This is a genomic window from Spirosoma sp. 48-14, assembly GCF_001898575.1.
GTDB lineage: Bacteria > Bacteroidota > Bacteroidia > Cytophagales > Spirosomataceae > Spirosoma.
In genome coordinates, this window is record NZ_MKUD01000038.1 from 1 (window position 1) to 15,320 (window position 15,320).

The 15,320-nt window shown below is 49.5% G+C and carries 11 protein-coding genes; 6 read left to right on the forward strand and 5 right to left on the reverse strand.

The window, feature by feature from the left end:
* The first annotated feature begins 330 nt into the window (after positions 1-330).
* The 4 genes from BGO59_RS19420 (at position 331) to BGO59_RS19435 (ending at position 4,360) form a co-directional block, all read left to right on the forward strand.
* Positions 331-1,035 (forward strand): hypothetical protein, encoded by a 705-nt coding sequence (locus BGO59_RS19420; RefSeq protein WP_293685822.1) that lies wholly within the window; start codon positions 331-333, stop codon positions 1,033-1,035.
* A 101-nt stretch (positions 1,036-1,136) separates the two neighbouring features.
* A complete protein-coding gene (locus tag BGO59_RS19425; RefSeq protein WP_293685824.1) occupies positions 1,137-1,580 on the forward strand; it encodes a hypothetical protein in 444 nt (147 codons plus the stop codon).
* A gap of 85 nt (positions 1,581-1,665) precedes the next feature.
* Entirely contained in the window at positions 1,666-2,643 is a 978-nt protein-coding gene (locus tag BGO59_RS19430; protein WP_293685826.1) for an outer membrane beta-barrel protein, read from the forward strand.
* A 259-nt stretch (positions 2,644-2,902) separates the two neighbouring features.
* On the forward strand, positions 2,903-4,360 hold the full coding sequence (locus BGO59_RS19435; protein WP_293685828.1) for a hypothetical protein: 1,458 nt from the start codon (positions 2,903-2,905) through the stop codon (positions 4,358-4,360).
* Between the two features lie 145 nt (positions 4,361-4,505).
* On the opposite strand, the gene BGO59_RS19440 is transcribed toward BGO59_RS19435, so the two are convergent.
* The 5 genes from BGO59_RS19440 to BGO59_RS19460 form a co-directional block, all read right to left on the reverse strand.
* A complete protein-coding gene (locus BGO59_RS19440) occupies positions 4,506-5,423 on the reverse strand; it encodes a glycosylase (protein ID WP_293685830.1) in 918 nt (305 codons plus the stop codon).
* A 1-nt stretch (position 5,424) separates the two neighbouring features.
* Positions 5,425-6,588: a DNA-binding transcriptional regulator gene (locus BGO59_RS19445; protein WP_293685832.1), complete on the reverse strand. Its 1,164-nt coding sequence runs from the start codon at positions 6,586-6,588 to the stop codon at positions 5,425-5,427.
* Positions 6,589-6,646: 58 nt separating this feature from the next.
* Positions 6,647-7,900 carry a sugar MFS transporter gene (locus BGO59_RS19450; RefSeq protein WP_293685834.1) on the reverse strand — a complete coding sequence of 418 codons (1,254 nt, stop codon included), beginning with the start codon at positions 7,898-7,900 and terminating at the stop codon, positions 6,647-6,649.
* Positions 7,901-7,966: 66 nt separating this feature from the next.
* The gene (locus BGO59_RS19455; RefSeq protein ID WP_293685836.1) at positions 7,967-8,803 is read right to left on the reverse strand and encodes an ROK family protein; all 837 of its coding nucleotides are present in this window, start codon (positions 8,801-8,803) and stop codon (positions 7,967-7,969) included.
* Positions 8,804-8,912: 109 nt separating this feature from the next.
* Positions 8,913-11,498 (reverse strand): family 20 glycosylhydrolase, encoded by a 2,586-nt coding sequence (locus BGO59_RS19460; protein WP_293685838.1) that lies wholly within the window; start codon positions 11,496-11,498, stop codon positions 8,913-8,915.
* 251 nt (positions 11,499-11,749) lie between these two features.
* Between BGO59_RS19460 and BGO59_RS19465 the strand changes: the two genes are divergently transcribed.
* Together BGO59_RS19465 and BGO59_RS19470 are read left to right on the forward strand one after the other, a co-directional pair.
* Positions 11,750-12,841 (forward strand): heparan-alpha-glucosaminide N-acetyltransferase domain-containing protein, encoded by a 1,092-nt coding sequence (locus tag BGO59_RS19465; RefSeq protein ID WP_293685840.1) that lies wholly within the window; start codon positions 11,750-11,752, stop codon positions 12,839-12,841.
* A gap of 34 nt (positions 12,842-12,875) precedes the next feature.
* Positions 12,876-15,299 (forward strand): hypothetical protein, encoded by a 2,424-nt coding sequence (locus tag BGO59_RS19470; RefSeq protein ID WP_293685842.1) that lies wholly within the window; start codon positions 12,876-12,878, stop codon positions 15,297-15,299.
* Positions 15,300-15,320: the final 21 nt, after the last annotated feature.

The following is a 15,320-nucleotide window of genomic DNA, read 5'->3' on the forward strand; positions in this document are numbered from 1 at the left end:
CCTGAAGGGTGAGAATGTGACGGTGACATGTAAGGTATTCCGAGCCTCGGAGTCAGTGGGCGAGTTTGTCGTAACAGGAACCAAAAACAAGTTACCCGACCTGGCTCAGTTGGTATTGACTAAAGCGCAGGCCCTGGTGAAGCCCTGAATTCGTCTGCTGTATTGTTACATTATAGCTTTTAAAAGGGATTGTACAGCAGTGCAGTCCCTTTTAGTTTTTGATGGAGAAAAGCGTAAAAAAACAAGGCAAAAAAAATCCAGGCAGGCTGTTACTTTTCTCTTCCTCTTCGGAATAACCTTTTGTAACAACCAAATAATTTGCCAAATACCATGAAAAAACAAGCCATTTTCGCTCTATTGTTTACTGCTTTTACTAGCCCATTATTTGCCCAAAATGAACCCGACACCAAGCGGGAAAACGACAGCAAGGAGTCAACCCCATCTACACCGAAGACCCAGAAAGTAGAGGATTACGCCAGTGCCGTTAATCTGGCCCGTTACGGCTACGCGAATAACTGCGCACTCTGCCTGGTTACAGCCGCCGATATGATGTACAAACTAGGTATAAAACCAATATCGGCTGATGCGAAAGCCAGTCCTGCATCCACAACGTCGACCGCTACCAAAACTGAAAAGCCCAACCCCACCGACCCGGCTAAACTACTGGTCGATGCCAGGAAAATGGCAAAAGGGGATGCCCATCTGCTTGCTCTTGCCAGCAAGGTACAACCAACCCTTTCTCGCGGGGCTGTTGGCGGTGTTCAGACTGCTTCCTCACGGGTATATTCAGGTTCGGTAGATGTGTATAGAATTGCTTTCTATGGCATGGAGCCTGCCGCCGTAGCAGTACAGGGCGACGGCGATACCGATCTGGATCTATACATCTACGACAGCAACGGCTACCTGGTTGCCAAAGATGATGACAATTCTGACACCTGCATTGCTCGCTGGACTCCCCGCTATACAGGTACATTTATTGTCCGAGTGAAGAATCGGGGCAGCGTTTATAATCGATATGCGATGGCAACGAACTAGACCATCCGCGCTACCGGCTCATGTGAAATGAATGCATGGGCCGGTGTTAAATAGGTTTCCATTTTTCAAGCTCACACCTTCTTATTTTCAATTTACGAATAATGAAAACACTCCACACAACTTCAATCCGCACGCTGCTAGTGCTATTCACATTCATCCTGCTGCTCTCATCCTGTAGTAAGAACGAACCTGATCCACTCGACCAATATGTGGGAACCTGGGCCGAAAGTATGACCAATGGTCAGACCGGCAGCGGTCTTAAACTTACAATCAGTAAATCAGGAAAAACCTTGACGTTAATCGATTTCATGCCTTATGGAAGCGCAACCGCTACAGTTAGTGGTTCAGGTTTTCAGGCTGATAACAAAAGTATTGCCACTGGTGTACCGCAGATATTTCCTGATAACAGCCAGGCCCAAGTTTATCTGCTGAACCTAGCAGGTAGCTTATCGGGTGGCAATCTGACGCTCACCTATACCGCCTTCAGCCAGTCTGCAACTATGAATTATAAAGCAGACGTTACGAAAGTTTTCACAAAAAAGTAACACCCGGCCTGGAAGGAAGACAAATCGTTCTGTCTACAGAACCTCTAAAAATATATATCATCCACTTGACGACTCAAATACGATCATGCATAAGCACATATTCCCCCTTTTGTTAACCTGTTTGCTGACTGCCTTCTTAACAACAGTTCATGCGCAGTCCCGTACACGCCCTACACCCCCAAAGCTAGCCCCTACGCCTAAGCCTGATTTACTCGTTCAGCGGGATGGCACACAACTGGAAGTGCTGGTCATCGAAATAACGGATAAAGAAATTGTTTATAAGCGATTCAACAACCCCAAAGGCCCTATTTTTAGAGTACAGAAAACCAATTTTAATTATCTAAAGTATGGGACTAACGGTGAAATAGAACAGTTTACAAAAGTAGCTCAGCCAGCACCTACACCTACACAGCCCGTACCGACGGTCGTTCAGCCAGCGCCAGTGCCCACAACGGCGCCCTACAAACAAAACGCCCCCTCCCCTGTTTCGCAGGCACGGCAGACGGACATACCACAGGGTGTGCGTTTTGGATTCAGGGGCGGTATTCAGAGTGCATCATTTTCCTTTAACCCTAACTATTATTCTACCAGTAATTTTATTGGTTTTCAGGCAGGTATAATGGTCGATAAGCCTATCGGCAAAAGTGGAAGATTTCGTCCCCAACTACTGTATTCAAGTAAAGGGACCAAACTGGTAAACCCCAATACGAATGCTAGCATTAACTTCAGCGTCAACTACATTGAGGTGCCGATTGATCTATTATTTAAAATTCCGACTTCGAGTGGACAGTTGTTGCTTGGTGGTGGGCTGTATTCTGGATATGCATTGAGTGGAAAGGTCGGACCTGAGAATGCCACAATAGGTAATTCTCAAACGGACACCTTTACTCCAATCGACTTCGGGCTTCGGGCTTCTGCCTGGTACGACCTACCTTCAGGCCTGACGCTGAATGTGTTCTACAGCTTCGGGCTGTCCAATACCAATCCAACGATATCCGTAAACGAGCCTACTGTTAAAAACAGAGCTTTTGGCCTTGGAATAGGCTATTTTCTATCCAGATAAGCAATTGAATCATATTCTTCATTCCAGTGAAATCAGTTGCTTTTACCATCATCGGTTGCCTGACGGCGGTCTAGCCGGGAGTATTCAGCGATTTACACCTCAATTCCTGTTCCTTCCTGGCCAATCAAGTACCTTAAGATAACGTCTCGATAAGCGAAATCCATCCTGAAAGTCAGCGGCTTCGTCCCCCAGCCAAACCACTGTGCTATCTGTGGCCCAGGTTACCCTTGCCGATTCTTTTCTAATCATCTCTACTACAATGAACCTTATTAGCACCATCAAGTCCGTAGCCGTCAATCATTTCCGGCTGATTCAAAAGCCAGTACTACTCCTGGTATGGCTGGCTCTGCCAGGTATTACCTCAGTAAGCTGCACAAAAAGCGCCGACCCACCTCCCAGCCCTAACGTATCTACTCCTGGAAAACCACCTGTCATCAGCGTAATAACCTCCATGACCGTAGAAACAGGGCAACAAACGACTATCGATGCCAGCAAATCCATCGATCCTGATGGAGATAAGCTAGCTTACGCTTGGGCTATTAAGACGAAACCGACGAATAGCACCGCCGTACTGACCAACGCGCAGTCAGCCACTGCCGGATTTACTGCCGACGTTGCGGGCGCTTATGTTTTAAGCCTGACCCTCGCGGATGGGGTATGGCCTGCTGTGTACCAGGATGTGTCCATCACAGCTACTGCACCAGCCACCCGAGTTATCAATGGAAGCTGGACAACTACCGACGGCACCAGTGGCGGCCCTGACTACACTCCTCGCAATAAGTTCTATTCATTTGATGTAGCCTCGAACAATCAGCCGGTTTCACTGACGCTTACCTCCTCCGATATTAATGTTGGAGTCAGTCTCTATGACCCACAAGGCACCCGCATCCTTGACCGGGGCACGGGCCGCACGGTGATACTGGACAAGATCGTCAATGCTGGCACCTATAGCGTCATGGTATACACCAGCCAACGGTACGATGTTGGGGCCTTCCGGCTGGTAGGCAGCGGCCTTTCATCTGGTTTTACGCTGCGCCCATCTAGCCGTGTCCAGTCGACTGATGTTAGTTTTGGTTCAGAAGGTGGGGGTGGAGGAATCAGCAATCGCCCTCCGTTTTCGCCCCGAAATCATTATTACACTTTTGAGGTAACCGAAGATAACGCTCCCGTTGATATTAATGTGGTCTCAGCGAACACCAGTTTGTGGCTGTATTTAAGTAACTCTGCTGGCGCTGAGGTTGCCTATACGTCGGGGACGCAACCTGCCGGTATACCGCGCACCATGCTGACGAAGCTCAATAAGGGCACATACGGAATCTATGTTGGAACTGGTACTCGCGACGCAACAGGCAAGTATACCCTGGAAATTTTCGGGAAGGTGCAAAATCTAAAACAGACCCTGTTCGACTCGGCTGTCCAATCAGACAGCTATGTTGGCAAAAATGGATCGATCACCTACACGCTGAATGTGACGGAAGACAATTCGGTCATTGATGTCTCACTGCGTTCACCGGATATTGTCGGTAATATGGACCTCTTCGATTCAAAGGGAACACGGTTGGACTATGTTACGGCTGCCAACAACTACCTCTATCTGATTGAGAAGGTGAATAAAGGGACGCACAAACTGGTAGTCACGCCCGGTATTGGCACTAGTGGTGTTGGGAAGTATACACTATCTGTGTATGGCAAATTCAGTGACTTGAAAAAACAATAGCCCAGAATGCCGTCAAAAGATGTTGGATACGTGGTTACCATAACCAAGGCCCTAAATCCAGGGAGATGGTTATGGTAACCACGTATCCAACACCTTATTTAAGACCATCGTACAAGCTTGTGACAATACGTCGACTCATCGTTGATCACTTTTTCGGCAAAAAAACCTTCATATCAGGATGCATGGTGTAGAGCCGATACGCTCCACCATCAGGGACCAGGATACCGCTGGAACAGTTGTTGCCGATGATCGGATTGTGCGGGTATTTTGTCCAGTGAATCAGATCGGTTGAGACGGCTACATTTATCGACCATTCGTGCCAGTCTTTATAAGCCGATGCATGGTAATAACCATAATATCGGCCTTTGTACTTGATAATCTGGTTCATGGCCACAGCGTATTGATCGTAGGATTCGGGCCCCTTCGTTAGTACGGGCTCATCCTGCACATTTGTCCATACCGCCAGATCTTTTGAGGTTGCCAGCCAGACAGCTTCATCGTTTCGCTCGTAAAACAGATACCAGGTATTCCCCTCTTTCCAGATGGCAGGCGTTCCAAACGGGCCTTTGCTCAATGGTTTGCCAGTTGTGTAACGAATATCAAGTGGGCCACGCTCCTGCCACTGAATCCGGTCGGTCGAGGTCAGCAAATGGGCCACATCGTCCTTCCCCTCGGCAAACATGTAATAGGTATCCCCCGATTTAACGACCGACATATCTTCTACCCAGGTATCCGTATGGATTGGATTATCGGCATAACGCGTCCAGTGGAATCCATCGGTCGAGGTTGCATACCCTAAATACTTCGTCTGGTTTTTACCATCCCGATAACCAGTATACCACAGGTGGTAGGTCGACCCTTCACGCAGTATATATCCCCGTTCGCGAATGTTTTTGTCCCAGGTATCCTGCCCCGTACCACTGAATAAGGGGTTATTGGTATAGGGCGTAAACTGAACTAGTTTAGCCGGGAATAGTGGACCGTCAACCGGTGGCGTTACCTGTTCGGGAAGCCGGTAACCAACGAACAAAACCAGGCAAAAGAGCCAGTAATGATTTTTCATATTATTTACCTGCCAGGTATTTATGGCGATATTCGAGCGGGGTAACGCCTTTGACCTGCTTGAATTGACGGGCAATATTCTTCGAGTCGTTAAGCCCCAGATCCATGGCTATTTCAAAAACAGCCTGATCGGTTTCCAGTAACTTTTTCGAGAATTTCTCGATACGCAGATTCTGGATGTATTTGTAAATTGGGTAGCCTACGACCTGAAGAAAGCGCATCTCCAGCGATCGCCGGGATAAGGGCACCTGCTTCACCACCTCATCGACCTGTAAGTTTTTGTCGATATTCTGGTGAATGTATTTGAGCGACAACGCAATGTATTCATCAGCAGTCGAGTAAATATCCGTCGACTGGCGCGTAATGATCTGCGTAGGCTCTACGATGATGTCGTAAAAAGTGGTGATCTCTTTCCGAATCAGTTTATCGAGTAAATGAGCCGCATCATACCCGCCTTTCTCGGCATCCTGCATAATGCTTGACAGGGGCGGATCGGATAGTTCGCAAAGCATTTCATCATTATCGACGCCCAGTACGGCCACCTCTTCGGGAATACGAATACGCGAATGCCGACAGGTTTCTGTGATATGCTGCCCCATCCGATCATCGCAGCACAAGATGGCGATGGGCTTCGGAAGTGATTTCAGCCACTTGCTCAGCGAACTGGGTTTATAATACCACAGGTCGCTTGAGCTATACTCTTCATGCTCAAAATACTGCACCGAACAACCCGCCCGCGACACTCGCTCATCGAATCCCTCGGCCCGTTCGCGTGACCAGACAATGTGCTTAAACCCATAGTACGCAAAATTCCGAAACCCTTTGCGGAGGAAATAATCAGCAGCCATGGCGCCCGTTGCCCGATGGGCACCCGTAATGTTCGGAATTTCAGTGAATCGCTCTTTAAAATCCTGCGCAATAACCGGGATGCCCGCCTGAACGATCTTTTCTACGCTACTTTCGTTATAGAGCTGGCCAATGATGCCATCGGCTCCCCACTCCTTTGCCCAGTTCAGAATCCCATCTACCCCCAGGGTTTCGCGATGAAACAGGGGCATCTGGCAAAACACCCAGGGGCCGTGCTCCCGGGCATATTTCGATACACCTTTCAACAGGCTTCGGCTGTAATCCTCTGCAAAGTCGATAAGTAGAATGATCTTGTGCATGGGTAAAGAGTGAAAGAGCGAAAGAATGAAAGAGTGAAAAATGGCCTACGACAGCATTTCACTCTTTCACTCTTTCGCTCTTTCGCTTTATGGTTGCATTATTGATCAGAGGTTTTGCCCAGATACCGATACTAAAAATGTAACCCAGGGTGAGTAGCATAACCAACATGGCCAGGCGTAGGCCCACCCATTCGGCCAATCCACCGATGATGAGTGGTACCAGGGCGCCCCCCACAATTCCTGTACACAAGATACCAGAAAAAGTGCCATGATGCTCCGGTACGGAATTAAGCGCCAGTGAAAAAATAATGGACCACATGACCGACGCAAAGAAGCCCGTTCCCGGCAAAGCAATCAATGCCCACTCTTTGGGGCCAAACAGGCCAATCAATAACGAAAGGATGGCCCCCAGCGTAAATAACCGCAACACATTCCGACTGTCGGCCACTTTGAGTAAAATCAGCCCCAGCACACAACCAATCGTCATCAGGCCCCAGAAATAAGCAACAGTCTGCGCCCCTGCGGTTGCCGGATCAACGCCATGATACAATTGAAGGAATTTGGAAATCCAATTGGAAATACCCTGCTCGGTGCCCACATAGGCAAAAATTCCGGCGAAGTATAACAGTACTGTTCGGTTCCGAAGCAAGGCCGTGAGGGTTCCTCCCACTTCTACTTTTTCATCGGCTTTCAGCTCCACTTTCGGGAACCTAACTAGTGCCACAACCCCAATCATGAGCAGTGTGGTCAGGGCAAATACCCAGTAAAGCGATACCCATTCCACACCCGTCGGTACCAGTTTATCAAGCCATTGAATCCAGAACGAACCATCCCCCCCCTTATGAATAGTCTGTACGAAATAGCTGTACAACAACGGGCTCAGGAAGGAAGCCGCCCCCGAAAATAGTTGCGCCATTACCGAGTTGAACGCAAAATGCTCTTCGCCACCAGCCACGCGAAGCAGCGGATTGATGGCCACCTGAAGCACCGCCATGCCTACACCAATGGCAAACAGCGAACCCAGTGCTACCGAAAATTGTGGAACCAGCGCAAACAGCAACGACCCCAGAAACGCCAGCAGAAACGCCCCGATCAACATTGTTTTTTCGCGGTATGTTTCAACCAGTATACCCGCTGGTATCGACACCCCATAGGCAACAAAAAATGCAAAGGGCAGAAACCCGGCCAACCCAATACTTAGCTGAAAACTATCGACCAGATCCGGTATGATTGGCCCGAGAATGTTGGTAAGGAAGGAAATGACGAAAAAGATGACCAGCACCAGGATCACCAACAGGGTATTGCGTTTCATCGTGTCTTTTTCAGGTAGTATGCCAACCTATTCGAAACTGTATGATCTGAAGGCGTATTTGCTCAATCAAACCAACTGCCGGACCAGCGCAGCGGCTCCTAACAGCGCAATATTTTCATTCTGCGACTGAAACATCTTGAGCCGTCGGAGGGTAACGGGGTACGCAAAATTGGCCATGCTTTCCAGCATTGTCGTTTTGAAAAATGGATACGCTTTGGCAATAGAACCGCCCAGAACAATTACTTCTGGATCAAAGGTGTACAGAATCACTTTCACAGCATTGCCGAAATGCGTGCCAAAATCGCCCCAGAGCTTAAGGGCGTTTTGTCCACCCAGTAAGGCCTCCTGATTGGCCTCCAACGCCGTCGTGCCATGAATAGACTCGAAAAAGTCACCGGCCGCATACGACTCGATGTTCTTATCCAGATACGGTAGCAAGCCAATCTCGCCCGCTCCACAGTTACTGCCCGTATAGAGCTGATTATCGATAATAACTCCCGAACCCAGCCCCGTTCCGATCGCCATACCCACCGCTGAACGATACCCCTGTGCCAGTCCGAACTGATGCTCGCCCAGAATAAAACAGTTCACATCGTTATTGACAAATACCGGCATATCGAACTCTTTTTCAAGAATATCCCGCAGGGCTACCTCCTTCCACGATGGGATATTGGCGACGTCGTACACGATACCCTGCTCAATGTCAACGACGGATGGAACTCCGATGCCAATGCTGGTAACGGCGGGGTTGACCAATGGGCGTATAAGTTCAATCAGTTGGGATAATGTAGCCGAAAGGGATTCTTTTTGCTGTAGGGCTTTGCTATGTTGCCGGATAATTGTACCGTCATCAACTAGCCCCGCCCGTACGTTCGTCCCTCCTAAATCAACCCCGATAGTCATAGTAAATAATATTTTTGTTAGTTCAGATTAGTAGGGAACCCAGGCTATTACGATGACCAATACTATCTCTAATCATCCTGCTAAGCTGAGTTCTATTTTATCGCATCATCTATTTATTGCTAACCATTATCGATCGGCTGGAGCGCCCTGTTACATCGAAGCTTTTTACTTTTGCGGCCCCTGTAATGGCAACCGGACCCGTATACACTGGCGATTGTGTTGTAGGTTCAGAACCATCCGTTGTGTACCGAATCGTTAAACCCGGCAGCTCAACATTCGCTTTCAGCATACCCTTTTCGATCAATGCACCCGGTGGCGGCACCCGATAGGTATAGCCACCATTCAACCGGGCCAGTCGGGGAAGCTCTCGCTGAGCCAGCGTGTTAGCAAAAATGGCCCAGCCCGCATCCATTGACCGCTCGCGAGCCTGTTGATTATCAATGGTTTCCCAAATACGCTCGGGAGCCCAGGCGCTTTCAGCAAATCCAAGCAATTTAGGCAGTATATCGTATTCGGCCATATCGCGGCCTTTCACGGTTTCGCTCCAAAGCTGAGATTCTATACCCCGAATATTCTTTCGGGCTTCGGGTTTCATCCGTTCAAGTCCTGCGAAATTGAGCGGCTTACCCATCGATGTTTTATAGGTGGTCTTAAACATATCATAGGGAGCAAAGGCCCAGTTAGCTTTCGTATCGACATACCCGGCCCAATATAGTCCGGGCTCCAGGGGATCGTTGTTGTACGACATATCGAAGTAGAAGTTCGATACATTACACAACACGACCGGATAACCAGCATTGGCCAGCCGATTGCCCAAATCCAGATCGAACAGGTTATTCCATACGTAGGGCACCACGCCTTTCCCCACAAATTCAGGGTTCACCTCCAGCTTCCCACTGGCCGATTTGGTGAGCACAACTTCTTCCCAACCATGTACTTCCAGCTTCCGTTTAGCCAGTCGCTCGCGAAGTTTACGAAAGAAATACGCCTGTAAATTCTTCGGGTCTTTGATGGTCGGGTTCTCGCTCAGTAGCTTAGCGGCCATCGGCGACCTGGTCCAGACACCTTCGGGTACTTCGTCGCCCCCTGCGTGCATCACATCCATCGGCAGACCAGCTTCTTTGTACATCTTCGTGATTTCCTCCACCACTTTTTCGTAAAAATGGTACGTCGACTCCCGCCCAACACTCACCACGTTATCTGTATAGCCCTGCGCCGACAGATAGACCGATTTATCGTCGGGGTCAATTAAGCGGTACTCATTTGCTTCTTTCTCTTTCCCTTCTTTCATGAATCGCTGGTAGCGGGCTTCCATCGCTTTAATGGCCGCTCGCGCATGACCGGGCAAATTCACTTCGGGAATTACCTTGATATGACGTTGATGGGCATACTTCAGAATTTCGATAAAGTCGGCTTTGGTATAATAGCCACTCCCATATTTATCCTTGTCGTATGCTTTGGGTCCCGATCCATAAGCCGGGTGCAGTGCAGGTGCTTCTTTCCCGGACGTATGCTCTCGCTGGGCGCCCACCTGCGTTAGTTCGGGTAAGCCATCAATTTCAAGTCGCCAGCCCTCGTCTTCGGTCGTATAGAATAAGAAGTGGTTGATTTTGTAAAAGGCCAGCAAATCCAGTATCCGAAGGATCGTCTCTTTGGTCTGGAAGTTTCGGCTGACATCCAGATGCATACCCCGGAATGCAAACCGTGGGGCATCGTCGATCTGCATGTATTTTAAGGGAATATCGGCCGAAGGATTTTGGTAAGCCTCATTCGGTAGCAGCGCCAGTAAACTTTGCGTTCCATAGAATACACCCGCAGCGTCGCTTCCGGTTATCGAAATTCCTTTTTCGTCGATGCGCAACTGGTAGGCTTCTTTGGCTATGCCATTCACCTGAACGGGTGCGATTTTCAGGAAGATGCCTTTATTAGCTGGAGACTGGCTACTTACGGCAACATCCTTACCTACTAATGCCTTTATCTGTTTACTTAATAAGCTAGCTTCGTTTTCCAGACCTTTATCCGCATAAATCGCCAATGACGCATTGAACGCTAAGGTGCCTGGGGATGTAGTCAGTTTGACGGGAGATGGAATGATTGGCTGCAATTTTTCGGCTGGCAACACCGATAGCCCCAGGTTGTTCTGATAGGTTATGGCCGGACCAGCCGGAGGATACAAATCGTTTGGCCCACGTAGTACTTGCTCTTTACGGGTAAACGGCTTAATGGTATAATTGGCAACCTGTATGATCGACTCTTCTTTGCCCTCCTTATCGTAAAAAACTACATAGAGTCCTACTGGTGCATCGGTTACTTTGGTGACCGCTTCGGTACCTTCATACCGGATTTCGGCCGATGCACCGGGCTTCAGGCTAAATCCTTTGGTAGGCACCAGTTTATACCAGTCGCCGTTGATATGCTGAACGGTCCCTGGCTGCGGTGACCTGGATGGCAGAATCGGTCGGGGCGACATGTTGAAAAATAAAGCCCAGTTGGCATCTGTCAAGTCGTTATCACTGTTGTTCGTCAGCGTAAAACGAGCCAGAAACCCATCCTTGACGTCGGTGAAATTACTGACAAGCTCCCAGGAAACAGCGAGTTGTTTGCCATACTCCCCACCATCGGATTTAACGCGCTGGCAGCTATTTAGGCCTACAAAAAATAGGCAAATGAGGGTAGCGTAGAAACTCTTCCGCATAAATTTTCCGGTTTAGTAGCCTTTATAGTACGTCAATCAGTAATAAAGATACCATTGTAAGAACGGGGCTTTTTTAATAAAACGGCCATTTGATTGTTGCTGATGGTCGTGAAGCAGACATTAATCGCTATCAGTCAGCCAATTCGTTCAGCTTAGGCTTCAGGAATTTTATTTTCTCGTTGCTAATCTAAGCTTATATCAACTACAGAATATCCAATTCATGACTATTTAATGACAACAATGACCACCTGATGACACCAAATCGACTCGTTTCACTGGATGCCTTACGTGGGTTTACCATTGCGGCCATGATTGTTGCCAATTTTCCAGGCACCGAGGAGTTCGTGTATTTCACGCTACGTCATACCCGATGGAATGGACTGTCGTTCACCGACTTAATTGCGCCCACGTTTCTGTTTATTGTGGGAGTATCCATCACACTGGCGTATACCCGGCACGTGACCGAGGGAAGCCCCAAAGGCACACTTTACCGGAAAGTTGTCGTTCGCTCGCTGAAGATTTTCGCCGTGGGCATGTTTCTGAATTTATTACCCGATTTCGACTTTTCGAATGTACGCTGGACCGGTACTCTCCACCGCATTGCCATCGTCTTTCTGGTTTGCACAACGTTATTTCTGAACACTACCTGGAAACAACAGGTCTGGATTGGGGTCCTTACGCTGGTCGCTTACTGGCTGGCCATGACCCTTATCCCAACTCCTGACGTGGGCCATGTTGTGTTGGAGCCGGGCCAGAATCTGGCGGCCTGGCTGGATCGACAATACCTTCCGGGCCGGATGTGGCAGGGCACCTGGGACCCGGAAGGTATCCTCAGCACGTTTCCCTCTATTGTGACCACCCTAACGGGTATGCTGGCTGGCCGGGTAATGCTCATGGCCATCTCCCCCACCGAAAAAGTGGCCTATTTGATGACAGCGGGGCTATTCGCAGCAGCAGCCGGGTATTTCTGGGGCTTAACCTTCCCGGTCAACGAAAACCTGTGGACGAGTTCGTTCGTGCTGGTGACGTCGGGTTTTGCAGCGTTGCTATTGGGAGCCGTTTATTTCCTGGTCGATGTACTGGGCTATACGCAAGGCACACGACCCGGTATCATTTTCGGAGCCAATGCGATTACGGTGTACGTACTGGCCGACATCTTTGCCCTGGTTTTTTACCGAATGAAATTCGGCAGTTATTCACTGAACGAACATGTAGTCAATGGGTTAATCAGTATAGGTATTCAACCGGAGCTGGCCAGTTTACTCTATGCCCTGTTTTTCATCGGTGTCAATTTCATTCCAGCCTACGTCCTGTACCAACGCCGGATTTTCATTAAGCTGTAGCAACCGGCGCGTCGGTATATACCCTACCCTTCCTATGCTCAAACGAATCGTTTCCTCCGTTTGCTTTTGTTTGGTACTGGCCACGGCTCTGGCGTCTCCAATCGATCTGTCGAAAGCCCGAATTGTCAATACCGTTACGGATCAGAAAGTCCTCCGCCGAACGGTTGAGGTTCTTCAGCAGGAAATCAGGAAACGATCAGGTATTCAATTACCCGTAACCGACCGCTTTCCGACCCCAGCTACGGCTCAACCCCTGATTGGAATTGCGCTGGAAAACAACCTGGACAAACTCCCCAAACCCCTCCAGACGCTGGTACGCAATATGCCAGTCACACAACAGGAAGGCTTTACGCTAGTGACGGTCGAATCGGCCAACACTGTACTCATCGTAGGGCATGACGCCCGTGGGTTGCTCTACGGGGTCGGGAAACTGTTGCGGAAGCTGACTATGCGTCCGGGAAAGGTGGATTTACCAGAACCGATTACCCTGTCCACCAGTCCACGATACCCTATTCGTGGGCATCAGTTAGGGTATCGCCCTAAAACCAATGCCTATGATGCCTTTTCGGTAGCGCAGTTCGATCAGTATATCCGTGAACTCGCCTTATTTGGAGCCAATAGCATCGAAATAATGCCGCCCCGCACGGATGACGATTTCACCAGTCGGCATATGAAGTTACCGGCGATCCAGATGATTCGGGAGCAATCGCGGATTTGTGCCGAGTACGGGCTGGATGTCTGGATGTGGTATCCGAATATGGGGCAGAATTATACGCATCCTGATTCTATAAAAAAAGAACTGGCCGAGCGACGGGAAATCTTTGCAACTGTACCCAAACTCGATGCCGTGTTTGTGCCGGGTGGCGATCCGGGTGAACTGGAGCCTGATGTGCTCTTTGCCTGGCTCGAAAAAGAAGCGCAGGTACTGCATACGTATCATCCGAACGCTAAAATCTGGGTATCACCCCAGGTCTTCCGGCCCACTCAGCAATGGTTCGACGCGTTCTTCAAACAGGTAAATCACGGCTATAACTGGTTTGGTGGGGTCGTTTTTGGCCCCTGGGTCAAGATGCCCGTTCAGGAAATCCGGAATCGACTGAATCCCACTATCCCAATTCGGCATTACCCCGATATTACGCACAATTACAGTAGCCAGTATCCTGTACCGCACTGGGATCTGGCCTGGGCCATGACGTTGGGCCGTGAGAGCATTAACCCACGCCCACACGATGAGAAGACCATTCATAATGCGCTGGATGAGTATGGTATGGGCAGCATCAGTTATTCGGAAGGCACCAACGACGATGTAAATAAATTCGTCTGGAGTGATCAGGACTGGAACCCTGAAGCGCCCGTCATCGAAACGCTCCGCGATTATGCCCGTCTGTTTATCGGCCCCGACTATACTGAATCCGTAGCGCAGGGCCTGGTCGCTCTGGAACAAAACTGGCGGGGTAGTTTACTCACCAATGAGTCGGTAGAGCGAACGTTGATGCAATGGCAGGCACTGGAAAGCTCAGCTCCCCAATCGGTGCGTCAAAACGCCCGGTTTCAGATGGGTCTCATCCGGGCCTATTATGACGCCTACACGCGCCATCGACTCCTGTACGAAACTAATCTGGAGCAACAGGCCCGCGACAGGCTGACAACGATCGGCTCTGAGGGATCGCTGGTGGCGATTGCCCAGACAAAGACCATTCTTGCAAAAGCCTGGAAAGAGCCCATTTTGCCTCAATATCGCCAGATCTGTTTTGCACTGGGAGACTCTTTGTTCAAAAGTATCGGCGCTCAGTTGACCATCGAACGGCATGGCGCCATGTCGGGGCGAGGGAATTTCCTGGACAACATCGATATTCCACTGAACGACTCGCCCTGGCTCCTGTCGCAACTGGAGAAACTGGAAAAAATAAGCGATGAAGCCACCCGTTTAGCCAAACTCAGGGCGATGCTTCACCGGACCGATCCAGGACCCGGCGGCTTTTACGATCATATGGGTGCTCCGGAAAGCTGGCATCGGGTCGTTTCGGACGAACGCTGGGACGTCGATCCTGGTAGTCTGCGGTCGCCACGAACCGGTTTTGGCGTTGGCCTGGTAGGCGTTGAGTGGGTCGATGAGATTAAAGCAACGGGCTTCAAAGGCCAGATTACGCCACGCGTCTGGATGAAACAGGCGAAAACGCTATATGATCAACCCTTAAAAATTGCCTATGCTGATCTGGACCCGAAGGCTTCGTATCGGCTTCGTATTGCCTACACAGGTCGGTTCCGCTCGCGGATGAAACTTACCACCGACGACGGGTCGTTAATTCATGATTTTATCCAGACGGGCGAGCAACCAATCTATGAATTCGACGTTCCAAAGGCGGCACTGGCCGATGGAAACGTGACCTTTATATGGACATGTGGCGAAGGAGAACGCGGTTCGCAGGTAACCGAGCTTTGGCTACTGCGGAAGTAGTGTGGGCTCTAAAAAGCCTAA

Excerpts from the sequence above, each read along its gene's own strand:
- BGO59_RS19420 (WP_293685822.1), top strand. The coding sequence starts at position 331 with ATGAAAAAACAAGCCATTTTCGCTCTATTGTTTACTGCTTTTACTAGC.
- BGO59_RS19425 (WP_293685824.1), top strand. The coding sequence starts at position 1,137 with ATGAAAACACTCCACACAACTTCAATCCGCACGCTGCTAGTGCTATTC.
- BGO59_RS19430 (WP_293685826.1), top strand. The coding sequence starts at position 1,666 with ATGCATAAGCACATATTCCCCCTTTTGTTAACCTGTTTGCTGACTGCC.
- BGO59_RS19435 (WP_293685828.1), top strand. The coding sequence starts at position 2,903 with ATGAACCTTATTAGCACCATCAAGTCCGTAGCCGTCAATCATTTCCGG.
- BGO59_RS19440 (WP_293685830.1), bottom strand. The coding sequence starts at position 5,423 with ATGAAAAATCATTACTGGCTCTTTTGCCTGGTTTTGTTCGTTGGTTAC.
- BGO59_RS19445 (WP_293685832.1), bottom strand. The coding sequence starts at position 6,588 with ATGCACAAGATCATTCTACTTATCGACTTTGCAGAGGATTACAGCCGA.
- BGO59_RS19450 (WP_293685834.1), bottom strand. The coding sequence starts at position 7,900 with ATGAAACGCAATACCCTGTTGGTGATCCTGGTGCTGGTCATCTTTTTC.
- BGO59_RS19455 (WP_293685836.1), bottom strand. The coding sequence starts at position 8,803 with ATGACTATCGGGGTTGATTTAGGAGGGACGAACGTACGGGCGGGGCTA.
- BGO59_RS19460 (WP_293685838.1), bottom strand. The coding sequence starts at position 11,498 with ATGCGGAAGAGTTTCTACGCTACCCTCATTTGCCTATTTTTTGTAGGC.
- BGO59_RS19465 (WP_293685840.1), top strand. The coding sequence starts at position 11,750 with ATGACACCAAATCGACTCGTTTCACTGGATGCCTTACGTGGGTTTACC.
- BGO59_RS19470 (WP_293685842.1), top strand. The coding sequence starts at position 12,876 with ATGCTCAAACGAATCGTTTCCTCCGTTTGCTTTTGTTTGGTACTGGCC.